Annotated in this window: 23 protein-coding genes; 15 read left to right on the forward strand and 8 right to left on the reverse strand. The window is 39.5% G+C overall.

Annotation, left to right across the window (positions count from 1 at the left end; translation table 11 throughout):
• The first annotated feature begins 397 nt into the window (after positions 1-397).
• The 6 genes from AB6M99_RS01715 to AB6M99_RS01740 all read left to right on the forward strand — a co-directional run bounded on the left by AB6M99_RS01715 (position 398) and on the right by AB6M99_RS01740 (position 8140).
• A complete protein-coding gene (locus AB6M99_RS01715) occupies positions 398-2905 on the forward strand; it encodes a hypothetical protein (protein WP_369351247.1) in 2508 nt (835 codons plus the stop codon).
• The gene (locus tag AB6M99_RS01720) at positions 2902-3963 is read left to right on the forward strand and encodes a hypothetical protein (protein ID WP_369350996.1); all 1062 of its coding nucleotides are present in this window, start codon (positions 2902-2904) and stop codon (positions 3961-3963) included. Before AB6M99_RS01715 ends, AB6M99_RS01720 begins: the two co-directional genes overlap by 4 nt.
• Before the next feature lie 274 nt (positions 3964-4237).
• Positions 4238-5158: a glycine--tRNA ligase subunit alpha gene (gene glyQ, locus AB6M99_RS01725; protein WP_369350997.1), complete on the forward strand. Its 921-nt coding sequence runs from the start codon at positions 4238-4240 to the stop codon at positions 5156-5158.
• Between the two features lie 210 nt (positions 5159-5368).
• Positions 5369-7405, forward strand: coding sequence for a glycine--tRNA ligase subunit beta (gene glyS, locus AB6M99_RS01730; protein ID WP_121835112.1), 2037 nt, complete (start codon positions 5369-5371; stop codon positions 7403-7405).
• A gap of 33 nt (positions 7406-7438) precedes the next feature.
• Positions 7439-7861 carry a hypothetical protein gene (locus AB6M99_RS01735; protein ID WP_142925589.1) on the forward strand — a complete coding sequence of 141 codons (423 nt, stop codon included), beginning with the start codon at positions 7439-7441 and terminating at the stop codon, positions 7859-7861.
• Positions 7862-7882: 21 nt separating this feature from the next.
• Positions 7883-8140 carry a DUF896 family protein gene (locus AB6M99_RS01740; protein WP_121835115.1) on the forward strand — a complete coding sequence of 86 codons (258 nt, stop codon included), beginning with the start codon at positions 7883-7885 and terminating at the stop codon, positions 8138-8140.
• 41 nt (positions 8141-8181) lie between these two features.
• Here the strand turns inward: AB6M99_RS01740 and AB6M99_RS01745 are convergent, their stop codons facing one another.
• The 7 genes from AB6M99_RS01745 to AB6M99_RS01775 all read right to left on the reverse strand — a co-directional run bounded on the left by AB6M99_RS01745 (position 8182) and on the right by AB6M99_RS01775 (position 14810).
• Positions 8182-9450 (reverse strand): replication-associated recombination protein A, encoded by a 1269-nt coding sequence (locus AB6M99_RS01745; protein WP_121835117.1) that lies wholly within the window; start codon positions 9448-9450, stop codon positions 8182-8184.
• Between the two features lie 112 nt (positions 9451-9562).
• A complete protein-coding gene (locus tag AB6M99_RS01750; protein ID WP_121835119.1) occupies positions 9563-10375 on the reverse strand; it encodes a Cof-type HAD-IIB family hydrolase in 813 nt (270 codons plus the stop codon).
• A 67-nt stretch (positions 10376-10442) separates the two neighbouring features.
• Positions 10443-10805: a DUF956 family protein gene (locus AB6M99_RS01755; RefSeq protein ID WP_121835121.1), complete on the reverse strand. Its 363-nt coding sequence runs from the start codon at positions 10803-10805 to the stop codon at positions 10443-10445.
• Positions 10806-10813: 8 nt separating this feature from the next.
• On the reverse strand, positions 10814-11764 hold the full coding sequence (gene manA, locus AB6M99_RS01760) for a mannose-6-phosphate isomerase, class I (protein WP_121835123.1): 951 nt from the start codon (positions 11762-11764) through the stop codon (positions 10814-10816).
• 278 nt (positions 11765-12042) lie between these two features.
• On the reverse strand, positions 12043-12957 hold the full coding sequence (locus AB6M99_RS01765) for a PTS system mannose/fructose/sorbose family transporter subunit IID (RefSeq protein WP_121835125.1): 915 nt from the start codon (positions 12955-12957) through the stop codon (positions 12043-12045).
• Between the two features lie 14 nt (positions 12958-12971).
• Positions 12972-13778 (reverse strand): PTS mannose/fructose/sorbose transporter subunit IIC, encoded by an 807-nt coding sequence (locus AB6M99_RS01770; protein ID WP_121835127.1) that lies wholly within the window; start codon positions 13776-13778, stop codon positions 12972-12974.
• 39 nt (positions 13779-13817) lie between these two features.
• Positions 13818-14810: a PTS sugar transporter subunit IIB gene (locus AB6M99_RS01775; RefSeq protein WP_121835129.1), complete on the reverse strand. Its 993-nt coding sequence runs from the start codon at positions 14808-14810 to the stop codon at positions 13818-13820.
• A 453-nt stretch (positions 14811-15263) separates the two neighbouring features.
• On the opposite strand from AB6M99_RS01775, the gene AB6M99_RS01780 reads away from it, so the two are divergent.
• From AB6M99_RS01780 to AB6M99_RS01820, 9 genes are all read left to right on the forward strand, one after another.
• Positions 15264-15845 carry a DUF1361 domain-containing protein gene (locus tag AB6M99_RS01780; RefSeq protein ID WP_121835420.1) on the forward strand — a complete coding sequence of 194 codons (582 nt, stop codon included), beginning with the start codon at positions 15264-15266 and terminating at the stop codon, positions 15843-15845.
• Between the two features lie 604 nt (positions 15846-16449).
• A complete protein-coding gene (locus AB6M99_RS01785) occupies positions 16450-17898 on the forward strand; it encodes an NCS2 family permease (RefSeq protein WP_369350998.1) in 1449 nt (482 codons plus the stop codon).
• 93 nt (positions 17899-17991) lie between these two features.
• Positions 17992-18432: a tRNA (adenosine(37)-N6)-threonylcarbamoyltransferase complex ATPase subunit type 1 TsaE gene (tsaE, locus tag AB6M99_RS01790; protein ID WP_121835425.1), complete on the forward strand. Its 441-nt coding sequence runs from the start codon at positions 17992-17994 to the stop codon at positions 18430-18432.
• Positions 18425-18946 carry an N-acetyltransferase family protein gene (locus tag AB6M99_RS01795; RefSeq protein WP_369350999.1) on the forward strand — a complete coding sequence of 174 codons (522 nt, stop codon included), beginning with the start codon at positions 18425-18427 and terminating at the stop codon, positions 18944-18946. The genes tsaE and AB6M99_RS01795 overlap by 8 nt, the downstream gene beginning before the upstream one ends.
• Before the next feature lie 8 nt (positions 18947-18954).
• Positions 18955-20070 carry an LCP family protein gene (locus AB6M99_RS01800; RefSeq protein WP_369351000.1) on the forward strand — a complete coding sequence of 372 codons (1116 nt, stop codon included), beginning with the start codon at positions 18955-18957 and terminating at the stop codon, positions 20068-20070.
• A gap of 137 nt (positions 20071-20207) precedes the next feature.
• Complete coding sequence (locus AB6M99_RS01805) at positions 20208-20915, forward strand: ABC transporter ATP-binding protein (protein WP_121835431.1); 708 nt, start codon at positions 20208-20210, stop codon at positions 20913-20915.
• Position 20916: 1 nt separating this feature from the next.
• The gene (locus AB6M99_RS01810; RefSeq protein WP_121835433.1) at positions 20917-23691 is read left to right on the forward strand and encodes an FtsX-like permease family protein; all 2775 of its coding nucleotides are present in this window, start codon (positions 20917-20919) and stop codon (positions 23689-23691) included.
• 13 nt (positions 23692-23704) lie between these two features.
• Positions 23705-24382 carry a response regulator transcription factor gene (locus AB6M99_RS01815; RefSeq protein ID WP_121835435.1) on the forward strand — a complete coding sequence of 226 codons (678 nt, stop codon included), beginning with the start codon at positions 23705-23707 and terminating at the stop codon, positions 24380-24382.
• The gene (locus AB6M99_RS01820; RefSeq protein ID WP_369351002.1) at positions 24379-25287 is read left to right on the forward strand and encodes a sensor histidine kinase; all 909 of its coding nucleotides are present in this window, start codon (positions 24379-24381) and stop codon (positions 25285-25287) included. The genes AB6M99_RS01815 and AB6M99_RS01820 overlap by 4 nt, the downstream gene beginning before the upstream one ends.
• A gap of 191 nt (positions 25288-25478) precedes the next feature.
• Here AB6M99_RS01820 and AB6M99_RS01825 read toward each other — a convergent pair whose 3' ends face one another.
• Complete coding sequence (locus AB6M99_RS01825; protein ID WP_369351003.1) at positions 25479-26576, reverse strand: site-specific integrase; 1098 nt, start codon at positions 26574-26576, stop codon at positions 25479-25481.
• Between the last annotated feature and the right edge of the window lie 162 nt (positions 26577-26738).

Raw genomic sequence — 26738 nt, forward strand, 5'->3', positions numbered from 1 at the left:
ACTTCATTTTAGAACTTTCCATTTTATAAAAAATAAGGAGCAGAGAGAGCAGGTTTAGGGAAAATAGGGTTAGTCAAAGAGGTGTAGTGGCGTTCTTATAGTGAGTACATGAGGGGGGAAGTAGGAAAAGACAAGTAGCTGGCTTTCACCTTTATCGAAAATGGTCATTAACTAATCGAAAGATACCTCTGTTGAATTAGCTAATTGAACAATGTTATTTATTAGAAATGTAATGACTCAATTGGATGAGATAATGAAGAAAAACCTAGGGAGACAGAATTGAAATGACTGTTTTTCTAGGTTTTTTGTGTGAATCAATATTAGAGTTGTGCTTTTGTTTTAATAATTATTTCAAGTAACGTATAATAGAGAAAAAGAATACACTGGAGATGATGTGATGACGAAAGAAGGCATGCGCTTAGTAGCAATGATAGAAGAAAAAAATGGTAAATATGATGTTATTAACTTTTTACCTGATGTACAACTTGAGCATATTCATGATAAGAATTTTAAAGTTATTGAAAAAGAAGACTATGTAAAAGTACTGTATTCACAAGGAATTGAGGATGTGACAGTTATTGTTGGTGAAAATGGTGTTGGTAAGACGAGATTGATGAGAAGTCTTTCAAAGCCTCAATTTTATGAGAGTGGCAAAAAAATATATTTGATTTTTAAACAGAATACTAATTGGATACATCTTAGACTGGTACCTGAAGGGGAAAGAATAAGCTCGAAAGGCTATCAGGTATTCAATCTATTTAATTCGGAAGGAGAAGAACTTGAATTTGACTCCCCATTTGCGAATAGTAACCATTCCAAGGTTGATACCATACTTATCTCTAATAGTTTAGAATTAAATTATGATGATAATGGAATATCTGATAAAGTATTCGGCCAAGATAAAAGTACAATTAGTTTGATTAATGAAAGAGGGATAGATTATCAAAGTTTTATAAGACAAGATGCAACAAATCAAATACTTTTTTTAATTCGGACAAATGAAAAAGGAGAAAGCTTTAAAAGTCGGTTGAGCGATATGGTTGATTTTTCAACCAAGAGTATTCGTCTTGGAATTGATAAAGGAAGAGTTGATCGTGATAGAAATTATAGAGAGTCAATAGAAGATAATTTAGCTTATAGGTGGGGTGTTTATAATTACGGATACAATGTATTGGAGTCTGCTGATGAATTCATTGATGAGAGAATTAATGAATCCCTTTTAAAAGAAATTGGAATTGATGATAAAGAGATTGAAAAAATTAAAGAACAATTTTGTAATTATTACAAAATAAATATAGAAGCTATCAAAGATGCAATTGGGGAGCGAGTTAGTAAATATCTTGATGACGAGAATAATAGTTTTTCATATCTTGATTTATTACAATACAAGGATGATTTAGAAGAATTACAATCTACAATAATCAATGCCTATAGACAATGCTTTATCAGCATTTTAGCTTTATCTGATAAACGTAAAAATTCAAATCAGAGAGATGTACAAGAGTTATGTCAAGTATTAAAAGCAAATCCAAAGATTCCTTTTTCTATAAATAAAATAGTAAGTGGGATTGATAATAGTAAAAACAGTAATCTTAGAGGGAATCCTGAAAGTTATGCAGAGATATTATCAAAGTTTTATGCCTATAGTATAATGGAAGATAGTGAGTTGTTTGAAAACTTAAAAAACAATTTAGATTTAGATGATAAGTATATGAAAGATTTTCAAGTTTGGTTAGAAATCTTTGATGATGTTTTTAATTTCAGTGGAGAACAAGAAAATGCACTGTTTAATATAGAAACAGAGAATTTTAAAGAATTTATTTCTAATCTGATTGCAGATGAAAATACTATTCTTTATCATAGAGAGTTATTGATGAATTTTATTAAATTTTTAAATTCACCTATACCGGAGGGAAATTATCATTTTCGATTATTGAAACAACTAAGGGAATATTGGTCTCTAGACTGGAAAGGCTTGAGTTCTGGGGAATACTCTTTATTAAACCAATTTGGAAGATTAAATTCTGTTGAAAAAGAGGGAACTAAAGGTAGTCTTGTAATACTATTCGACGAAGTTGATCTTGGTCTCCATCCCGAATGGCAACGACGTTGGCTTAACATTGCGCTTCCCATTATTAGTGAGATATTTAAGGATAAGCGTGTGCAAATTATTATGACAACACATTCGCCAATTATGCTATCTGATATCTATTCTGAGAATGTCATCATGCTTAAAAAGGACCAGGAAACTGGCGATCGGATTGTTCAATATGGCTATGAGGAGAAAAAATTAACATTTGGTCAAAATATTCATGATTTATTTACTGATTCTTTCTTCTTAGAGAGTACTAAAGGAGAGTATTCCACTAAGGTTATGAATGCTTTAATTCAATCTTTGTATCGGTTATCTAATTGGGACGATAAAGATAACTATATAAGAGAGCGTTTTATTAAATTGTGGAAAAAAGAATTCAAAACAGAATTTGATAAGAACGATAAAGGTCAGAATGCAAGTAAAAAGAGAGAATTTGAGCAAGAATTTCAAAATAAATTAAGAGATGGAGCATTTTTGGAGAAATCAGAACAGAGAGATAAATTTGAAGATGAACGTCAGATAAATATCAAAAATGAACTACGAGACTTCTTAGAGAAAAATTATATATCTACTTCTGAAAGAGATATAGACGATTCCTGTGCAGCAATTTATTATAAAAAGATAATAGATAATATTGGTGAGGAACTTATTAGAAAAAAACTGCTGGCATTATTTGATTCTTTGTCTATATTTAAACCCAAAGAAGAAGTAGGTACCAAACTGATAAAAGAATTTTCTGCTTTATCAGAAGAAGATAAACACCGTGCTCTAAAATTATTAGCGGATGAGAAAATAGGGAATGATAAATGATTTATATAGATACGAGTAGTTATCATCAGGTTAACAACCAAGATAAATCTGTTGAAATGATATACTTTGATGCCATTCAAAAGCTGTACAATAGTGCTACAAAATTTAGATTAGGAAACAAAAGTAAATTATTGAAACAATTTTTTAATGACTGTTGTGATAAGGAACTTCTTGGCGAGCTTGGACTGATACATGAGAAGACTATTTTAAAAAATTTAATCCTGATGTCACCTGAGAAAATTGAAAAATTGGTTGCAGAGATAGATGTTAGCAAATTTCGTGATGATTTTAATAAATTGAGAAAAAAGAAACCTAATAAAGAGGATATAGAATTAGTGCCGGAGAAAGTCAAGGCAGCGTATTTGTTAAAAGAACAATATCAAAAATCTAGTGGAATCATGAGTCAGAAAGTTGATTCGATAAGAGGCGGCGGACAAATGAATATGTTCCTTGTTGAAATCTTAGCTATTACAGTTTGCCCCTACTGTAACCGAAATTTTATCAACAATAGAGGTGATAAATTCTCAGCACAAATGGATCATTTTTATAGTAAAGATGACTACCCATTTTTGGCTGTTAGTCTTTACAACTTGATTCCAACGTGCGGTGCCTGTAATCATATCAAATCAACTCAAAATTTTCATATCCATCCTTTTTTAAAACCCAAGCAAGAAGATAGTTTTACTTTTGGGTATCAGTACACTTCTTTGGGAGATATGGAGATTAAGATAGCAACTAGTGATAGAAGAAAAAATGATTTTGAGGCTATTCGACTAGAGGAAGCTTACCAAATTCATCATATAGATGTTCGTAACATGTTGAAAAGAGAGGAAAGGTATTCGAAGGGTTATCGCAAAGAGTTGCAAGAACTATTCAAAAGTGAGGTGGGAGGCTCAAGTAGTATTTTTAATGAATCCTTTAATCTTGAATTAACTAATGACGAAATCGACCGTATGATTTATGGTGATGCTATCTTTGAAGAGGATATTAAAAACATTCCTCTTGGGAAATTCCGAAAGGATATCTACAAAGAGATAAAATCTCTGCGTGGATATTAGACAACCTCTTCATTTTCTGCTATAATATTTTCCAAGAAAGAATGTTATTCTGACTGTTTCTTTAGCGAGTTCGGGGTGGTGGAAGCCGAATAGGGATGCAGAGTAATTGGCGCTTTCGCTTGACGTGTCAAGTTAACAACGAAATAAATGAAGTAATAAATTAGGGTGGAACCGCGTTTTCAACGCCCCTATGTCAGATGGCATGGGAGTGGGGAGCGTGGTTCTTTTTCATTGCTAGCGCCAGCCATTTTACAAAAATAAAAAGGAGTAATTCATGTCAACTAAAAAATTAACTTTCCAAGAAATTATCTTGACCTTGCAACAATACTGGAATGATCAAGGCTGTATGTTGATGCAGGCTTACGATAATGAAAAAGGTGCGGGAACTATGTCGCCTTACACTTTCCTGCGTGCGATTGGTCCTGAGCCTTGGAATGCGGCTTATGTAGAGCCAAGTCGTCGTCCTGCGGATGGGCGTTATGGGGAAAACCCAAACCGTTTGTACCAACACCACCAATTCCAAGTGGTCATGAAGCCATCACCGTCAAACATTCAAGAACTTTACCTTGAGTCGTTGGAAAAATTGGGGATTAACCCGTTAGAACACGATATTCGTTTCGTTGAAGATAACTGGGAAAACCCATCAACTGGTTCAGCTGGTCTTGGTTGGGAAGTGTGGCTTGATGGAATGGAAATCACTCAGTTCACTTACTTCCAACAAGTCGGTGGCTTGGCAACAAGTCCTGTAACTGCTGAGGTAACTTACGGTCTGGAACGTTTGGCGTCATATATCCAAGAAGTGGATTCGGTTTATGACATCGAGTGGGCACCAGGGGTTAAATACGGTGAAATCTTCTTGCAACCAGAGTTTGAGCATTCAAAATACAGCTTTGAAATTTCAAACCAAGACATGCTTCTTGAAAACTTTGAGAAATTTGAAAAAGAAGCAGCGCGTGCTTTGGAAGAAGGCTTGGTGCACCCAGCCTATGACTATGTGCTTAAATGTTCACATACCTTTAACTTGCTTGATGCGCGTGGTGCCGTTTCTGTAACAGAACGTGCTGGCTACATCGCCCGCATCCGTAACCTTGCTCGTGTTGTCGCTAAAACCTTTGTCGCAGAACGTAAAAAACTCGGCTTCCCACTTTTGGATGAAGAAACACGCGTTAAATTGTTAGCGGAAGACGCAGAGTAGTTCAAATTAGACATTTAAAAAGCGAAAAATAGCGCGACCGTAGGTCGCTCAAAGCTGAACACTAGCCGCAGTGATGAAAAAATTGTCACCAGCTATGGTGACAATTGGGGGAAGGTTGAGAGACTGAGGCTCTCAACTTAGCCATGGAACTCCGTAGGAGGTCGCTGGCGTCCCCATCACATAAGGCTAGTGTTAAAAAGAAAGGGAATTATGGTTAAAAATTTATTAATTGAACTTGGCTTGGAAGAACTTCCAGCCTACGTTGTAACCCCAAGTGAAAAACAACTTGGTGAAAAAATGGCAGCCTTTTTAACGGATAATCGTTTGGCGTTTGAGGGTATTCAAACCTTCTCAACGCCACGCCGTTTGGCAGTTCGAGTAACAGGTTTGGCAGATGCTCAAACAGACTTGACAGAGGACTTTAAAGGTCCTGCTAAGAAAATTGCTTTGGATAGCGATGGTAACTTTACCAAGGCAGCAGAAGGTTTTGTTCGTGGTAAAGGATTGACAACTGCCGATATTCGCTTTGAAGAAATTAAAGGCGAAGAGTACGTTTATGTGACGAAAAATGAAGCTGGTAAACCGGCTAAGGAAGTCCTTGCAGGGGTGCCTGAGGTGCTTGCTAGCTTGACGTTCCCAGTCAGCATGCATTGGGCTAAGAACAGTTTTGAGTACATTCGTCCTGTTCACACCTTGACAGTTCTCTTGGATGATGAGGCGCTGGAGCTTGACTTCTTGGATATCCATTCTGGACGCGTCAGCCGTGGTCACCGTTTCTTGGGGCAAGAAACTGAGATTGCCTCAGCAGATTCTTACGAAGCTGATTTGCGCAGCCAATTTGTCATCGCAGACGCTAAAGAGCGTGAAAACATGATTGTGGAGCAAATTAAGGCGATTGAAACAGAACAAAATGTTCAGGTGGAGATTGACGAAGGCTTGTTGAATGAGGTCTTGAACCTTGTCGAGTACCCAACTGCCTTCATGGGTAGCTTTGATGAAAAATACCTTGATGTTCCAGAGGAAGTTTTGGTCACTTCAATGAAAAACCACCAACGTTATTTTGTGGTGCGTGATCAGGCTGGTAAACTCATGCCAAACTTCATTTCGGTGCGTAATGGTAACGCTGAGCACATTGAAAATGTGGTTAAAGGAAATGAAAAAGTGCTTGTGGCACGTTTGGAAGATGGGGAATTCTTCTGGCGTGAAGACCAAAAATTGCAGATTGCTGACCTTGTGGCAAAATTAGCAAACGTGACCTTCCATGAGAAGATTGGTTCTCTTGCTGAGCACATGAACCGTGCTCAAGTCATTGCCGCGTCACTTGCCAAACAAGCTGGTCTGTCAGCAGAAGAAACAGCTGCGGTTGACCGTGCGAGCCAAATCTACAAGTTTGACCTCTTGACAGGCATGGTTGGTGAGTTTGACGAGCTTCAAGGGATTATGGGTGAGAAATACGCCCTTCTTGCGGGTGAGGACAAGGCTGTTGCGGCAGCGATTCGTGAGCACTACTTGCCAAATTCAGCCGAGGGTGAGCTTCCTGAGACAAAGGTTGGTGCGGTGCTTGCCTTGGCTGATAAGCTAGATACCCTCTTATCATTCTTCTCAGTAGGACTCATTCCGAGTGGATCTAACGACCCTTACGCCCTTCGCCGTGCGACTCAAGGGATTGTCCGTATCTTGGATGCCTTTGGTTGGACTATTCCAATGGATGAGCTGGTTGACAGCCTTTACGCCCTATCATTTGATAGCTTGACCTATGACAACAAGGCTGAGGTTATCAGCTTTATCAAGGCGCGTGTGGACAAGATGATGGGCAAAACGCCAAAAGACATCAAGGAAGCTGTTCTTGCAGGCTCTACCTTCGTTGTACCAGAGATGTTGGCAGCGGCAGAAGCCCTTGTGGCGGCTAGTCAAACGGATGGCTACAAAGCAGCAGTTGAGTCACTCTCTCGTGTCTTTAATTTGGCGGAAAAAGCTGACGCTACGGTAGCCGTTGACAGCAGCCTATTTGAAAATGACTCTGAAAAAGCATTAGCAGAAGCTATCTCTAGCTTGACATTGACAGGTAGTGTTTCTGAAAAATTAGTGAAACTCTTTGCGCTTAGCCCAGTTATTGATGCTTTCTTTGATAATACAATGGTTATGGCAGACGATGAAGCAGTGAAAGCAAACCGTTTGGCACTTCTTGCTAGCCTAGCCTCAAAAGCCAACACTGTAGCTACCTTTAACCAGTTGAATACGAAGTAAGCTTAAATGGAACTTTTCTATGACATAAGAAATATGATGACTTTTTATGTCCTAATACCGTTACAGGTTTTTGGGTTGATTATCGCTCTCTTTTTCATCTTTCGCTGGGTTCGTACAACCTATAAGCGAAAGAAAGGACAAGCTAGACCAGCGGTGAGGCGCAAAACATTAAAGCAGAATTGTACACACGAAACAATCGGCTATTTTTCGAGGGTTTTGCCTTTTAAAAAGTCTCGTGTCAATATTTATTCTTATTCAGTAGATGGTAAGTACTATGAAATTTATGACGTTATTATCTACCGTATGGGGAAGGTCTATAAACTAGGTCCAATCCCTATTGGATACGAAATGAAATCTAAGTTACCAGACCTTGAAAGGGTCCGAATACGTTATAATCCTCTGAATCCTCAAGAGGCTTATTTACCAGATAATGAAGGAAAATGGACACTATCATAAGCTATAAAGAAAGGAGTAGGTATGGAACAAGCAAAAATTGACCGTATCAATGAGCTAGCGCGTAAGAAAAAATCAGTTGGTTTAACCGCTGAGGAAAAAGTTGAGCAAGCTAAATTGCGTGAAGAATACATCGAAGGTTACCGTCGTGCGGTTCGTCACCATATTGCAGGTATTAAAGTCGTCGATGAAGATGGGAATGACGTGACACCAGAAAAATTACGTCAACTCCAACGTGAGAAAGGTCTTCACGGACGCTCACTAGATGACCCAAATTCGTAATGTAATAGTAAAAAATCCCTTGCCTTGGCAGGGATTTTTCATTACTGTGATAAGTAATCAATTCGTTCTTTGTTAGCTCCTAGGGCGCGTTCGTATTTTCCAGTATCGTTGGCTTGGAAATAGTTAGCGCCTAGTAGTTTATCTGGTAAGTATTGCTGTTTCACCCATTTTTCGGGATAGGCATGTGGGTAGAGGTAATCAACGGCATTTCCTAATTCTTTACTGCCAGAATAATGCCCATCACGGAGATGTCTTGGAATTGGTAGACTACCAGATTTTCTTAAATCAGCTAGAGCAGCGTCCATAGCAGCATAGGCTGAGTTGGACTTAGGTGAGAGGGCTAAGTCTATGACAACATTGGCAATCAGGATGCGAGCTTCAGGGAAGCCGATTTTCTGAGCTGCTTCTAAAGCGGTTACGGTGTGGATTTGTGCCTCAGGGTTGGCAAGTCCAATATCTTCATAGGCAATCACAGTTAATCGTCTGGCAAGACTTGGTAAATCCCCAGCTTCAACGAGCCGTGCTGCATAGTGTAGCGCAGCATTGACATCAGAACCACGGATAGATTTTTGAAGAGCAGAGAGGACATCGTAGTGTCCATCTCCGTCTTTGTCCATGGTGATATAACTTCGTTGCAAGCTATTCTCGACCGTTTCGAGAGTAATGTGCCGACAGCCAGTATTATCTTCTTGCGTAGACATCACAGCTAAATCAAGTGAATTATAGGCTGAACGAAGGTCACCATTTGTAGCGGTAGCTATAAAATCTAGGGCGTCTTCATCGAGTTTAACGTCAAAGGAAAAGCCACGGTCTTTGTCTGAAATAGCCTGTTTAATAGCTTCTTTAATATCACCGTTGGATAAAGGTTCTAGCTCAAAAATTTGGACACGTGAACGAATGGCAGGAGTGACGGAGAAAAAGGGATTTTCTGTCGTTGCCCCAATCATAATGATATTGCCATTTTCTAACAGCGGTAATAGGAAATCTTGCTTAGTCTTATCAAGCCTGTGAATCTCATCAAGCAGGAGAACGAGACCGCCAGAGAATTTAGCTTCCTCAGCAATCTCTTGGAGACGCTTTTTACTATCTACCGTAGCGTTAAAGGTGCGGAAAGCCCACTTGGTTGTTCCAGCGATGGCACTAGCAATCGAGGTTTTGCCAATACCAGGAGGTCCGTAGAGGATCATGGAAGATAGCATATTGGCATCAACCATACGGCGAATAATCTTGCCTTCCCCAACGAGGTGTTTCTGGCCGATGACTTCTGAAATATTTCTTGGTCGCATCCGTAATGCTAAATTATCAGGCATAATCCTCCTCCAAATTCATTCTATGGTTAAATCGTGTGTTAAAAGCGTAGTTGCTAGCTAAGGGCTTTTGTTTATGGTCAGAGTAGCTTAATCTAGAAACTCAAAGGTTTAGTTACAGAAAGAGTTCTTCTAATGTCTTAGCAACCCCATCTTCGTTATTAGTCCAAGCGATTTGCTCATCAGCAAAATCAAGAAGGAGCGGATTGGCATTTTTCATCGCATAACCTGTGCTGGCAAAAGCAAGCATTTCAGTATCGTTGTGCTCGTCACCAAAAGCGATGAGTTTACTTTTATCGATATTTAAAGCGTTCAGCAGGTATTTGAGAGCGTAAGCTTTGTTGACCCCTTTAGGAGAACATTCCAAGATATTGAGCGGTCCACCCCACGAATCCACTTCCATTTCTTCTGAAAAATGCTGGCGCAACTCACTTGCGAGTGCGTATTTATCCTCAACTCTAGTCTGGAACAAGATAGCATTAGGATTTTTAGTGATTTTCTCAGTCACTAATTTCATCTTGTCTGTGATTTTAGACACTCCAAACAATTGAGGTTCAATGGTCTCTGGAAAATCGGTTGTGATATAAAATTTCTTACGGTATTCGCTGGCGATGAAATCTGCTTGAATCTGCTCAGCTTTTCCCAAAAGTTCTAAAAGATAACGACGATCAATCGTCACGCTATGCTCGTAAGCCCACTTGCTCTCAGGAATGTGCGTGAGAGAACCGTTGAAATTAATCATCGGTGTGTGAAGTCCCAACTGCTGATAATATGGAAAAGCAGTGCGATAAGGGCGGCCTGTAGAGATAATTACCTGATGGCCTTTCTTCTGAACTTTTTGCAAGGTGTTAACAGTATAATCAGAGATGGTGTGATCGCTTCTCAACAGCGTTCCATCCAAATCAATAGCAATAATTTTTTTAGTCATGGGACTTATTATAGCAAAAAAAGACTAAAAAATCAGAGAAAGTTCATTGCCTTTCCCTGATTTTTTCTTAGTTTTTACGACGAATTTTGTTCCAGATGAGCTGGATGAGTGTCGGAAGTTTAACGACATTTTCGTTGCCGATATGCTGACGAGCGATTTTTAAGATGGCTCCTGAGTCTTTGGAAGCAAACAAGAATTTACCGCTATCGGTATATACTTCAAAGTGACGACTGATTTTTTTGCCAGTCACATTGGCTCCGATTTTTTGCATGTTTTTCCAAGGGATTTGGATGTATTGTTCAACATTGACATCAGGATAAAATTCCAAGGCAGCATCGCCGACTAGAAATTTCCCAACCTTGCTACCAATACCGAAGTAAGACACGCCAGTTGTTTGGAAGTTGATTGTTTTATTTAAAGATTGTGCCATGAAGTCTCCTATTTTTCTGAAATATGACTAGCGATAAGATCAAGTTGACCAGAGAACGTCCATTCTGTGATGGTGTTTGGAAGGATAAAGTGGTCTCCTTTTTTGAGGGAAAAGCTTGCGCCACTACAGTTGATGTCACCTTCTCCCTCTAAAACACTAACAAGAAGGTAAGGAGCTGTCTGCTGCATGTCAGCTTTGCCATTGACCAGCCAATGATAGACGGTGAAAAAGTCATTAGAAACCAGTAAGGTTGATGTCAAATCCCCCGTTTTTAAGGTAGCTGGATGGCTATTTTGAGGTTGACCAATGTAGGTCACATCGACAGATTGTTGCAGGTGAAGTTCTCGCGTCTGCCCCTTATCATCTTTGCGGTCAAAATCGTAAACCCTGTAAGTTGTGTCGCTAGACTGCTGTGTTTCAAGGATCATAATTCCTTTGCCGATAGCGTGAATGGTACCGCTAGGAACGTAGAAAAAGTCACCAGCTTTAACAGGAATACGTGTTAAAAGACTGTCCCAGTCACTCTTTTCAATCATGTCTTGAAGTTCTTCTGATGATTTTGCGTTATGCCCATATATAATTTCAGCCCCTTCATCAGCAGCGATGACATACCAGCATTCTGTTTTTCCGAGTTCTCCCTCATGTTTCAAAGCATAGCTATCATCGGGATGAACTTGGACGCTGAGCCAGTCATTGGCATCAAGAATCTTAGTCAAAAGTGGAAAAACATCGTCACTCGGATTGCCAAAGAGTTGAGGTTGTTCGCGGTAGAGTTTATCCAGCGGTTGTCCAGCAAACTCTCCATTAGCAACGGTAGAAACACCATTTGGATGGGCAGAAATAGCCCAATATTCTCCAGTTGTTTCGGAAGGAATAGTGTAGCCAAAAACATCGCGCAACTTTGTCCCGCCCCAAATTTTAGGGTGCATTTGTGAGGTTAAAAATAGAGGTTCGTTCATTTTGGTCTCCTTTACGAATACTCTTAAAAGCATCCAGTAGATCGATTTGAAGATACTTTTGAGCTAATGGTTACAAGGTTTTCCTAGTGTCCATCACGTGCTTCAGTGCTGAGTGGTGGAGTAGATTAGGATATCACTAAGCTCATTATAACATGTTCGAGGTGTATAAGATAGTGACGGATTAAAGGAAAAGTATACCATTTTTAAGAAAAGACAACGAGGCTAGGATTTTCCTGCCTCGTTGCGTATAGAGAGTTTCTAAATGAAATGGTACGTTCTTACATGATACCTAGTACGCGAGCAACAATACCAAGAGCGAAGAGACCAATAATCATAGTGATTGGGCTAACTTTTTTCTTAAGCAAGTGCATGCAGGCAAATGTTAAGAGAAGTCCCATAAGACCTGGGATAAGTGAATTCAACTGACCTTGAAGACTTTGTGGTTGCATTTGGTCAAGACTCATACCGCTGAGGGCATCTCCAAGAATTCCCTTCAATTGAGCACCGTTAATAGCACCTTCTGGGAAGGCAACGTAAGCACCTTCTGACAATTGTTTAGCAGGAAGGTCAACGGTGAAGTTGATTGATACCCAACGTTGTACCAAAACAGCAAGGATGAACATACCAAGGATTGAAGCTCCTTTAGTGATGTCTTGAAGGATACCACCAGACATGTCTTTAGTGATTTCTTTACCTGATTTGTAACCAAATTCTTGAGTGTACCATAGGAAGGCCATACGGATGATGTTCCAACCAAGGAAGAAGATAAGTGGACCAACAATGTTACCAGTTGATTGTGCAAGAGAGGCACCAAGGGCACCAAGGATTGGACGTACTGTAAACCAGAAAACTGGGTCACCGATACCAGCAAGAGGTCCCATCATACCGATTTTAACCCCTTGGATAGCAGTGTTGTCAATTTCAGCACCGTTAGCTTTTTCTTCTTCAAGGGCAAGAGTTACACCCATGATAGGAGCAGCCACGTAAGGGTGAGTGTTAAAGAATTCCAAGTGACGTGTTAGTGCGGCAGCTTGATCTTCTTTACTTGTGTATAATTTTTTAATTGCTGGAATGAGTGCATATGCCCAACCAAGGTTTTGCATACGTTCGTAGTTCCAAGAACCTTGAAGGAATTGTGAACGCCACCAAACTTTACGACGGTCAGCTTTTGTTAATTGAATTTGTTCAGTCATTATAATGCCCCTTTCTAGTAGTCTTCTAAGATATCGCCGATTGGGTCACCAGAACCGGTAGAACCACCACCGTTTCCACCTTGTTTAGAAAGGTTAAGGTAGATAAGGGCGATCGCAACACCCATTGTACCAAGTGCAATAAGTGTCAATTGTGTTACAGCTGCAAATACAAAACCAAGGGCGAAGAATGGCCATACTTCACGAGTAGCCATCATGTTGATAACCATAGCGTAACCTACGGCAACAACCATACCACCACCAACAGCCATACCGCCTTTAAGCCATTCAGGCATCATGTTGAGGATATCTTGAACGGTTTCAGCAGGCATTGCAAGAAGAAGGGCAGCAGGAACAGCGATACGAAGACCTTGAAGAACAAGTGCAAATAAGTGAGCGCGTTCAACGCCAGCAATGTTACCTTCTTTAGCTGCGTTATCTGCAACGTGAACAAGACCAACAGAGATTGTACGAACAATCATTGTAAGGAAAAGTCCAGCAACAGCAAGTGGGATAGCAGCAGCGGTTGCTACGTTGATACCAACGTTTGTGAAGTCTCCACCTTTGATGAAGATGATTGCAGCAGCAACAGATGCAAGAGCAGCGTCAGGTGCGACAGCAGCACCGATATTAGCCCAACCGAGGGCAAGCATTTGAAGGGCACCACCAAGCATGATACCAGCTTCGAGATTTCCAGTTACAAGACCGATAAGGGTACATGCAACGATTGGTTGGTGGAATTGGAATTGGTCAAGGATACCTTCAAGACCAGCTAAGAAGGCAACAAAGACCACGAGAACAGCGGAAATTAAAGTAATATCCATTTTCGTATAGTCCTTTCTGGAATGTTAAATCACTAATAATTATTGAACGTTTGCTTTGTTGATCAAGTCAAACAAATCTTTTTTAGAATCGTTTGGCACTTTACGAACGTCAAATTGGACACCGAGGTCACGGAGTTTTTCAAAGGTAGCAACATCATCTTTATCCATAGAAAGAACGTTGTTAACCATTGTTTTACCAGTTGAGTGAGCCATTGAACCAACATTAAGCTCTTTAATCTCAACACCACCTTCGATAGCTTCAAGTGCTTCTTGAGGTGTCTCGAAAAGGATAAGAGCCTGTGTGTCACCAAAGCGTGTATCTTTAGAAACTTCAATCAATTTTTTGATTGGTACAACATTAGCTTTGACACCGTTTGGTGCAGCTTGTTTAATCAAGCTCTTACGAAGTTCGTCTTGTGCTACAGTGTCAGACGCAACGATGATACGGTTTGCTTTAGAAGCAGGTGTCCATCCAGTAGCGACTTGACCGTGCAAGAGACGAGTGTCGATACGAGCAAGGTTGATTTTAAGTTTACCGTCACCGATAACAGTTCCTGGTGGGATAGCTCCTTGTGGTGCTGCTTTTTCAACTGGAGCAGCAGCTGTTTCCTCAACAGGATTGAGTTCTTCAGGAAGTGCTTTGATACCATCCTTAGATTCTTTAATGATGTTTGCTGCTACTTGCTCAACACCAGCGTTAGCATCCATCATACGCTCAGTGTAGGCTTGGATCAGCATTGGCAAGTTAAGACCAGTGATGATAGCGAATTTGCGGTCTGGATTTTCTCCAGCAACACGACTCGCTTGGTTGAATGGTGAACCACTCCAAAGGTCTGCAAGTACAAGCACTTCATCTTCAGCGTCGAATTGAGCGATGGCGTTGTTAAATTTAGCGTAGAGGTCATCTGGACCTTCACTTGGCATAAACGTTACAACTTGAACTTTTTCTTGTTCACCAAAGATCATCGAACCTGACTGATGAATCCCTGCGGCAAATTCGCCGTGGCTTGCGATAACGATTCCGATACCCATTCTTGAGTTCCTCCTTAAGTTTATTTTTTGTTCTTTTTGTAAAATTACTGCCAAAACCTCTTGACAAACGCTTACAATTTTGAACAGATTCAAGAACCTCTATTATTTTAAAACGTTTACAGAAAAAAAGCAAGACTTTTTATGAAAATATTTTAAAAAACTCAAAACCAAAACGAATAGGCAACCAAAACGAATAAACACTTTACGCTCAAGTGTTGTTTTAATAGAGTGTTTTCAAAGTTTTGTTTCATTTTAACAATCATATTGGCTGTTTATGTCGAATAATCGGAACTAAAATAATAATCCCTCTATGGGAATGGAGAGTTGATTTTGCTTAGTAAAAAAAGTTGTATAGTTATTGAGTTAAAAAGTTATAAAAAATTGTTTTAAATCCTAAATATAACTTTAAAATATGATATAATAAATTTGAACTTCTCAGGATAGGATTGGCGCATGCATAAGGTTATATTTGGGCATATTATTGCTGTTTTTTTAGTTATTAGTATTTTAGTGTTTCAGCCGAGTGTTGAGGGGCTATTGTTTAATGCAGTAACTTCCTTTATTACTTTAGAATTAGGACTTTTAGGGATTAATTCAAAAAACGGTATGGTACGTTTGTTTACCGCAGGTGCTTGGTTTTATTTTTATCCAGTGACTTTTTATCAGCTGTTTAGCATTGCTTCGGTGTCGTGGAGTGGTGAGCAAATTTGGACAGCGGGAGATTTACCAAGCTTTTTAACCTACCTAGCGAGCCTTCTTTTTGCTCTAGGGGCAGCAACAGTTAGTTTGAAATCTCTGATGAAAGTTCTTAAGTTAGGGGTCTACACTGAGCTTGCTATTATGGTTATTGCTACGGTGTATTCAGGATTTGCCATTCATTTTATGAGAACAGCTAATATCGGATGGATGGACTTTATTGTTAGCCCTCTGAACTTTGTTCAAGTGGCTGTGGCTAATGCAGCGACAATTGATTTGACCTTTTTGTTAGGTTTTGCAGCCATTCAAATGATTTTGGCGCTTTTACTTGGTGATTAATAGTGAAATAGGGAGAGGTTGGAAAGAGTTCCAGCCTTTTCATTTTGTAGTTGATAATAAGTAGTTTGACGAAGTTTTTGATTGTTATAGTGTTTTATCTTTAAAATAGTAAACTCGTTTAAGATAAATTGTCTCAGTCACAATGAATTCCCCTTCAATATATGTTTTTTAATAATATCTTATTGTTGGTATTTTCTGCAATCATTACGAGCGACGAAGTCGCCACAACTAGCACTTTCCGCAGTGGTGATAACACTAAAACTAATTAGTTTTAGTGTGAAGGGGTTGGCAAGACCTAGGCTTGCCAAGAAGGAATGGAACTCTGTAGGAGGTCGCTTCCGCCCCACACCACATTAGGAGAAGTGCTAACAAAAATACTAAATAAAAACTAATTGACTTTAAAATAGTCTTGTGGAAAGTTTTGTTCGGAGCTTTGAAATTTGGGTAGGAAGCGGTACCATTTTTTCTAAAAATTTGGTTTCTGTTCACACTCTTTTTAAATTTTGAAGCTAAAAGAGTTGAATTGTGAACAAAAATTTGTTAAACTATCTTAGTCGTTCGTAATTTACGGATAATTTATTGATATTAAGGAGAAATTTTCCAAATGGAAAAATTTTTTAAATTAAAAGAGAACGGAACAGCCGTTTCTACAGAAATTATGGCAGGTTTGACAACCTTTTTTGCCATGAGTTATATTCTATTTGTTAACCCATCTATCTTAGGTGCAGCAGGAATGCCAACGCAGGCGGTATTCTTGGCAACGATCATTGCTACGGTTATTTCGACGTTAATCATGGGGCTTTTTGCTAATGTGCCTTACGCTTTGGCGCCAGGTATGGGTCTTAACGCTTTCTTCACTTATACCGTAGTCTTTGGTTTAGGTTTTACGTGGCAAGAAGCGTTAGCGATGGTTTTCATCTGTGGTTTGTTTAACATCTTTATCACAGTGACTAAGGTTCGTAAGAGCATTATCAAAGCCATTCCGGTAAGTCTTCAGCACGCTATTGGTGGTGGTATTGGGGTTTTTGTTGCCTATCTTGGTTTTAAAAATGCTAATATCATTGATTTTTCTCTTTCAGGTAGCGATATTGTGACAATCAATGGAGTGGCTCCAGCGGCAGCTGATTTGTCAAATGGGGTTAATTCTATCACTGCCGGCGGTGGTGTGGTTCCTGCCATTTCAACCTTTACAGACCCATCTGTTATTTTGGCGGTTATCGGACTTCTTTTAACTGCTGTGCTTGTGATCAAAAATGTTCGTGGTGCGATCCTTATTGGAATTATTGTGACAACTCTTTTAGGTATTCCAATGGGAGTTGTGGATGTGTCTACTGTTAACTTTTCAAACAACATCGGTTCTGCCTTTGGTGAATTGGGAACAACTTTCCTTGCCGCTTTTGATGGTATGAGTTCTCTCTTTAGTGATAGTTCACGTTTGCCTTTGGTATTAATGACTATTTTTGCCTTCTCGCTTTCTGATACATTTGACACGCTTGGGACATTTATCGGTACTGGTCGTAAAACAGGTATCTTTTCAGCTGAAGACGAAGCTGCGCTTGAAAATTCAGCAGGATTCTCATCTAAAATGGACCGTGCGCTCTTTGCGGATGCTATTGGTACTTCAATCGGCGCTCTCTTTGGTACTTCAAATACCACAACTTATGTTGAATCTGCAGCGGGGATTGCTGAGGGTGGACGTACTGGTCTGACAGCTGTTTCAACAGCAACTTTCTTCTTGCTTTCAATTATTCTATTACCAGTTATTGGAATTGTACCAGCAGCGGCTACTGCACCAGCCCTTATCATCGTTGGGGTTATGATGGTATCATCTTTCCTAGATGTCGATTGGCAAAATTTTGAAGAAGCACTTCCAGCCTTCTTCGCAGCCTTCTTTATGTCACTTGCGTACTCTATCTCATACGGTATCGCGGCAGCCTTTATTTTCTACTGCTTAGTTAAAGTGTCAACTGGTAAAACTAAAGAAATCCACCCAATTCTTTGGGGTGCGACAGCTCTCTTTATCTTGAACTTTGTGTTTTTAGCTATCTTATAAGATAGGATTTCATGGATATACAAACTCGCTTAGGCGGGTTTTCTTTTTAGAAAAATTTGGACGATTGCTTAACTTTTTGGTAAAATAAGTCATATGTTGTACACTCATAATGAAAATGAATTAGTTGCTTTAGGCAATAAGTTAGGAAACTTACTTGAACCTGGGCAGGTTATTGTCTTAACTGGTGATCTTGGTGCAGGTAAGACGACTTTTACAAAAGGAATAGCTAAGGGGCTTGACATTGAACAGATGATTAAGAGCCCTACTTATACAATCGTCCGAGAGTATGAGGGGAGATTGCCTCTTTATCATTTAGATGTCTATCGTATTGGTGATGATCCAGATTCTATTGATTTAGATGATTTTCTCTACGGTGATGGCGTCTGTGTTATTGAGTGGGGAGAACTTTTGAGCGAGTTACCAGCTGATTATTTAGAAGTGAAACTTTCTCATATTAATGAAGGGAGACAGCTAGACATGATAGCTTATGGTACTCAGAGTCAGTTGCTTTTGGAGGCTTTTGGAAATGGCTGAGCAGGAATTGATGATTTGTGAAGCACAGTTGGAAGATGCTGAAAGTTTAGCTGAGACATTGAAGCTGGTTCAAGAAGAGTCTGATTTTTTAACGCGAGACAATGAAAGTCCTATCCTGTCACCAGAACAAGCAAGAGATTTCATTGAAAGTCAATTACAAAAACCAAATGCGATTTGCCTAGTTGCTAAAATTAGTGATCAAGTCGTAGGTGTTCTAAATGTATCAGCGGGTTCTTTTGCTAGAATTGAGCATATTGGTGATGTTTTTATTGCTGTGAGAAAATCCTATCAGGGCTATGGAATTGGTAGTTTTCTGATGGAAGGTTTGATGGATTGGGCTGAACATACGCCAGTTATTCGTCGTCTAGAACTAGATGTACAAGTTCGTAATGAAAAAGCGGTGGCGCTGTATCAAAAATTTGGTTTTGCCATTGAAGCCACTAAACAACGTGGTGCTAAAACTAAGAATGGAGAATTTCTTGATGTTTATGCTATGGCAAAACTGATAGATTAAGGAAAACAATGAAACTTGGAAAAAAAATTATCTTAATGCTGTTGGCAATTATTGCGACAACAGTAGCTGCTGCTGGTATCTATGTCACCTCAGCTTTCAGATATTCAACGGAAGAATTCAAAAAAACCTTCAAAGAGTTGGATACTGGCTCTGTTAGTAACGCCATTGAACATACGGAACCTTTTTCTATTCTATTGATGGGAGTAGATACAGGATCCGGGGATCGTAAGGATCCGTGGGCAGGAAATAGTGACTCAATGATTGTTGTAACTGTCAATCCTGTGACCAAAAGAACGACGATGACCAGTCTTGAGCGGGATATTTTAACAACTCTAACAGGTCCAGAAGAAAATGACATGAATGGTGTTGAGGCTAAGTTAAATGCGGCTTATGCGTCTGGTGAAGCGCAGATGGCGATTATGACGGTTGAAGATTTGCTAGATATTAAGATTGACAAGTATATGCAGATCAACATGCAGGGCTTGGTTGATTTAGTTGATGCCGTAGGTGGAATCAAGGTCACAAATCCATTTGACTTCGATATTTCTATTGAGGAACAAGAACCCCAATACACTGCAACGGTTGCTCCTGGAACTCATAAAGTTAATGGTGATCAGGCACTGGTGTTTTCAAGAATGCGTTATCAGGACCCAGAAGGGGACTATGGGCGTCAGCGTCGTCAACGTGAGGTGATTGGCCTTATTGTCAAAAAACTGCTGGCGTTGGATAGTGTTGGTTCTTATAAAAAAGTTCTAAAGGCTGTAAGTAATAACATGCAGACTAATATCGCAGTAACAGATAAAACGATTCCTAATTTATTAGGCTATCGTGCCTCGCTTGGAACATTGGAAAATTACCAATTGCATGGAGAAAGTGCGACATTAGAAGATGGTGGATCTTATCAAATTGTGACCACCAAACATCTGCTCGAAACTCAAAATCGTATCAAAGCAGAGTTAGGTTTGCCTACTTTAGATGCTTTGGAGAACACAAATGCAGTCCTCTATGAGACGCTCTACGGCTATGAACCAGAGACTTACTATCCAGATGAAAATGCCCCGAAGACAGAATTGACAACAACCTCTAGTACGGAAACTGTCAATACTGAAGTTATCGCAGAATAAGCAGAATAATAAATGTGACCAAGAGCCTACGGGCTCTTTTTGTGTGACAAAATTGTCACTTATCTTGTCATTTTCAATCATCAAAAACTTGCTACAATAGATTTAAGAAAAAATCAGTATGAAAGAGGGTTAATGCTATGGAAATGATTTCTTGTCAACAATTGAAAAAAGTATATGGAGAAGGAGAGAATCAAGTTATTGCGCTTAATAATGTTACTTTGTCGGTTGAAAAGGGCGAATTCATTGCAGTTCTTGGGCCATCTGGCTCAGGTAAATCAACTCTTCTTCATATGTTGGCTGGTGTTGATAAGCCTGATAGTGGGAAAGTGTTTATTGCAGGAACGGATTTATCACAGTTAAATCAAGATAAGTTAGCGATTTTTCGTCGTCGTCATGTAGGTTTGGTCTACCAATTTTTTAACCTTATGCCTGTGTTAACAGCTGAGGAAAATATTACTTTGCCTCATTTATTAGACGGGCGGAAATTAGATAAAGCAAGGTTAGATGAGGTGTTACACTATTTGGGTTTGGAAAATCGTCGTAGCCATCTCCCGAGTGAATTATCTGGTGGGCAACAACAACGTGTTTCTATTGGCCGTGCTTTATACAGCCGTCCTGATATTTTGCTCTGCGATGAACCAACAGGTAATTTAGATCGGAAAGCAACACAGGATATTATGCTCCTATTAAAAGAAGCGAATCGAACTCTAAAACAAACGGTTATGATGATTACCCATGATGAAAGTTTAGCCTTACAGGCAGATCGCTTGATTTATATTGAAGATGGCAAGATTATGAGAGATGAGCGTATCCGCCATCAGATGAGGAATCAGAAGGAGAAATAATATGACGAATCACAAACTCATTCATATGGTAACCAGACGCTATCTTTTGAAAAATCGAAAGCGTTCTCTTGTTTCGCTTATAGGAATAGTTCTGATGACCTTGTTGATGACCTGTGTCTTTGTTGGTAAAGATACCTTAATAACTCATCTCACGCGCTCAGGTGAATCGGAGTATGGGAAGTGGGATTTGGTAGGCTATGACTTATCTGAACAAGGTTATAGGAAACTACTTGAAACAATTTCTTCACAGGAAATTGCTCTATCAACAGATAATTACTATAGTGATTTTACAGAAACTGGTAATCCTAATCGTCCTTTTATTAGTGTGAGACGCTATAGTCAATCCGCTTTTGATTGGCATCGTATCCGATTAGTGACAGGTCATTTACCAGAAAAAGAGGGGGAGGTTGTTCTCAGTCAAGCGGTACTTGATGAGGGTAGTAAAGTAGCTATTGGTGATGAACTATCGGTTAGCACGTATAGGCGCTATCTTGATAATAAAGGGAGTACAGAGCTGGTCTTTCCCTTTATTAATCTCACCTTACCTGCGATGACTAAGACAGAGTTACCACGGCATTTTGCCTATTTTGGAAATGATTCATCTTTTCCAAAGGAATATAGTGAAGTTCATGAAGAAACAGGCTTTGAAAGTCGTTATCGGGTGGTTGGATTTATAGAGCCGCCTTCGGAGGAAATAGGAGCTGCTTATACAGCACTAGCTTTTCTTGGTGAGGGCTCTTTTCCAACTAAGGATGTTGAAGTTAATGTTTCTTTTAATTTAGAAGATACCTCACAGGTGGCAAGCTTGCGAGAACGTTTAGGTGAACTGGGAGTAAAGACTGTCGAAACGAATAATAATGTCCTAGCCTTGAAAGGTGCTTCAACGGATACTACGATTAATGGCATTGTTATATTTGCACAGCTTTTCTTTACATTGCTAATCTCAGGAGTGTCTATCGTACTAATCTATAATCTTTTTAACCTCTCTTACGATGAGCGCTTGCGCTATCTAAGTTTGTTAACTAGTGTTGGAGCAACGCGTAAGCAAAGACGAGCTAGTGTTTATTATGAGGCATTTTTATTGGTGCTACTTGCTTTGCCACTTGGCATTATCCTAGGATTAGGAGTTATCTATTTTGCTTTAAAAGTGATATCACCATCTCTTCTTTCCTTATTTGCGGTTAAAAAAGGTGTTACACTGTTGTTGGTTGTGACATGGCAGTCACTTATATGGATTATCGTTGCGACAGCAATTACGGTATTTGTAGCGGCTTATTTGCCGGCTAGAAAAATGGCAAAGCAGGTACCTTTGGAAGGGTTGCGAAGCACATTTTCTCCTAAAAAGTCACGTAAGAAAAAACAAGTTAGAAGATTATCTGGTGCAGAGACTCTCTTGGCACGAGGTTTTCTACGGTATCAAAATCATCAGGGAAAGAGTATTGTAAGGGCTCTAGCTGCTTTTGTGGCTATCCTTCTTATAACAGGGTATGGTGCGCAAGCCATGTTATCAGCTGTTGATTATAAATTGGTACAATCTAGTACCTTTGATTTTCCTAATAGGGGTGACTGGGACTACCATCTTATGGGGCACGGTGATGGTGTTGCCCTAAGTAACCAGATTGCTAAGGAGTTGGTTCAAACGGAAGGTGTTTCAAACGTTGATGTTGTGAACTATAGTATGTTTTCTGGACAACTACAGGCTGAGGATATGAGTGATGACTATCACCGGGCGGTTTATAACGTCTTAAGAGAATTTTACGATGAGAATTGGACCTATGATGATTATTGGAAACAATATCCAGATAAGGCTAGACAGTATTTTTTGAGTCTTGTTTCTTTTGATGATAAGGTTTTTGAAGAGATGGTTAAAGCGGTTGGTGGAAAGTGGGATAAATCTGAAAACTATCCGATTATCCTTTATCAAAATGGTGAAATCTCAACAACAAACAACAATGTTTGGCAAAAAGAAGCTCGTCATTATCGATTTTTTGAAATAGAGCAGATGGTTAAGAAAACGTTGGGACAAGAGTTGACGGCCAGTTTTCTGATGGATGTGATAGAGGAAAAAGGTATTCGAGGAGAGTTTCAGTTAACGGTTGTTGGACTTGGTAATAAGGACAGCCTATCATCTTGGATTAGTGTTCATGATAGTCAGCCTTGGGTGATTATGCCCCAGTCGGCTTTTGAAAAGTTGTACCAAGCGACGAATAATCATCTATATTATGAGCAATCAATTTCTTTTAATGCTGATAAGACAAACAGAGTAGCTAAGTCCCGAGTGAAACAACTAAAAATGCTAACTGTGGAAGGAATTCAATTTTTAGAAGGCGACCTTGTGGCTGTGAAAAACTATGTGTCTAACCTGACAACTGTTATCCGTATTGTGATGATTAGTTTTGTGCTGCTCACTTCCTTAATCTGCCTTTTAAATGTCTATAATGCTGTAGCGGGTCTTATGGTTACAAGACGTCAAAATTTTGTTATACTGAGGTCACTCGGAATGACAAGTCAGCAGCTCGCTACAATGATTAGACGTGAATTCTATGTGTTGTTTGCTAAAAGTTTACTGGTAGGTCTTCCTTTATCAGGATTAGCCTGCTGGCTGATTAATTGGGGTGTTGTGCAACGCTTTGGATACTTTAAGGTTATTTTACCCGTTTATTTTTGGTTGAGTATTTTGATTTGCTATGCCTTGGTCTTGTTGTTGGTACAATTGCTTATTGTACGTGAAAATAAGCGCTCTTTGATTGATGATATTCGTAGAGAAACGGTTTAGAAAGGAAGTGGCTATGCTTTTAATTGTTGAAGATGATTCTGTGATTTTACAGGGATTATCACTTTCCTTAAAAAGGGAGGGTTGGCAGATTTTGACTGCTCAAAGTCAGGAAGAAGCGCTAGCTCTTTTTAACAGTCATCAAAAGGAGTTAAAGTTGTGTCTTTTAGATATTGGTCTTCCTGATGGCGATGGTATTGACATTTGCCGCCAGATAAGGCAGGTTTCAGATACTCCGGTCATTTTTCTTACAGCACAGGATGATGAAGTGCATACTGTTTTAGCACTCGAAGAGGGAGCGGATGATTACATCACTAAGCCTTTTCGTTTTGGAGAATTGCAAGCCCGTATTCGTGCAGTATTGAGACGGCAACAGAAGCAACAAGGTCAATCTCTGATTCAGATAGGCCAGCTCTCAATTGATTCTAATCTGGGGAAAGTGACTTTGGCTGATCAAGAGATTTTACTGACTAGTCAAGAATACAGATTATTACTGACCTTGGCGCGGAATCTTGGTCGTCTTCTAACGCGTCAGGAGCTACTTGAAGCTCTTTGGGATGATGGCGCTCGTTTTGTGAACGACAACACATTGACCGTGACTATTAAGCGATTGCGACAAAAGTTGTCAGATAGTGACGGCGATTGGATTGAAACTGTGCGTGGTCAAGGTTATCGCTTAAGGAGTGAGCGATGACAGTAGCTCTTTATCTTTTAGTCTTAGCCGTTGTCCTTTTATTAGCTTATCACCTTTATCGCGAGTGGTTATTTTCTAGAGAAATGGCGGAGCTACTATCCTTTATGGTCAAAGTTCAACAAGGTCAAGAATTACCAGAAATTGAAGAACAGGCGGAAGGAAAAATGCAGGTTCTTCGTAGTGAGTTATATAAGCTAGCGAGTCTGTTACATCAAGCCTATCGTTTAGAGAAAAGGCGTAATTTGTATTTATCTGACCTCTTGTCAGATATTTCACATCAGATAAAGACGCCGTTAGCGGCGATTCAATTGATGACGAATTTACTTAAAGATGATCAGTTATCGGCAGATGAACGTCAACAATTTACAGACAATATAGACCAGCAGATCAACCGTATGAGCTGGTTGGTGACCACTTTATTGACAGAGGCGAGGTTGGATGCTGGGGTATTGCAATTGAAAGAGGAAATTGTAGTAGTTCGTCATTTCCTAACGGATATTGTGAGTGGTTTGCAGCCTCTAGCTGATGATAAAGCAATTAGCTTAAGCTTATCCTGTCCAAACGATTTAGTAATGACTTGCGACAGACGATGGACGGCAGAGGCTTTGTCGAATATCATTAAAAATTGTTTAGAACATACTGCTGATGGGAAGGTTACCATTTCAGTTAGCCAAACAAACATCGCGACTGATATTGTGATTTCAGATACCGGTTCTGGCATACGTCAGCAAGATCTTCCTCATATTTTTGAACGGTTTTATCGTGGGCAGAGTTCTGTAAATGATAGTGTAGGAATAGGGCTTTCTTTGGCAGATAACATTATTAAAAAACAAAACGGTCGAATTACTGTGACGAGTCAAGAGGGACAGGGAACAACATTTCATATTCGTTTTTATAGTATCTAACCAAGAGCCTACGGGCTCTTTTTGTGTGATGACATGATAGGCTTAGGTAGCTCTGCTATTTTCCGAAAGCCTTAGCGTGAGCTTTCCAAAAAATCTGGGAATATGCTATAATGTAGAGGTAACTCCGAAACCCATTGATATCAGTGGGTTTTATTGTGTCCGTTTTTACTTTAATACGTTTTTTAATACGTTTATGCGATGTAGTCAAAAAGTTTTTCGATAGCGTCGTCTTTTTGTCTCTTAGATAAGTGAGTGTAAAGATCTAGCGTAATTGAAATTTTGGCATGACCTAGGCGCTCTTGTGCAACCTTAACGGGGACACCAGCATCGTATAGCAGTGAGGCATGAGTGTGCCGAAATCCATGCGGTGTTATACGTTTAAGATTGTTTTTGTTAGCTATGTTATCAATCCATACTCTAATCGTGTCAGGAATGATTGAAAAAAGCCTTCTTGGACCATAAAGCGACTTAGGCAAACTATAAATGTATTCTTTCGCCAGGCGCATTGTTTCGGCATCCATATCTAACTTTCGCTTACTTTTTTTAGTTTTTGGGGATTGAAATACCCAACCCTCTTTAGTCTTAGCAATCGTTTTGTTTACATCAATGGTATTTTCTACAAAATCAAAATCATACTCGTTCAATGCGACTGCCTCACCAGCTCGTAAACCTGCATACCCCAAAATCCTAAACAGGGTTAATTTCCTCAAATCATATTGATCTTCTACAATTTCAAGGAATTCCTCCAACTGTTCTTTTGTATAGTAATTTTCAAATTCTTCGCTTTTTGGTACATGAGTTCCTCGTGGTCGGATAACTTTGTCCATTGGATTGGTATCAATTAAATTCATGTGTACAGCAAATTTTAAGATGCGGTTGGCTATACTAAATACGTTTTTATAATGGCTCATTGTAGATAGTTCGTTTGTCAGTTTTTGACAAGCTAAAACGCTTATTTTTTTTACGTTCATCTTTCCGATGGCTGGGAAAATATGTCTTTTGTAATCACCCTCTGACACCATGTACGTTGATGGCTTGACTGTATGTTGATATTGCTCAAACCATAGTTGCGCCACGTCATCCATGGTTACCGCAACAGACTTCTTCCAGCCACCATTACGTTCATACTCTTCAATAAGTTTGATTTCGGCTCGTTTGGCTTCACGTTCTGTTTTAAAGCCTTGTCTGGTTGTCCTAATTTGTTTACCTGTTTCTGGGTCAACTCCCAGATAAGCGACCAATTTATAGGCTGTTTCACCTGTTTTCTTTTTTGTGTATTTTTTTATCATATTTTTCCTCTCTCTTTGCGCTGGGGAATGCTTTTGAGATAAGGATTGACATCACCTCCTTTAATGGTGTAAAATAGGGTATAGAAAAGAGGCCTTTTTAATGGCTGATTTTTATTAGGGATAGCTTCATACTCAAACTTTGGTCGGGGAGAGTGTGGGGCT

Source organism: Streptococcus hillyeri (genome assembly GCF_041081565.1).
GTDB lineage: Bacteria > Bacillota > Bacilli > Lactobacillales > Streptococcaceae > Streptococcus > Streptococcus hillyeri.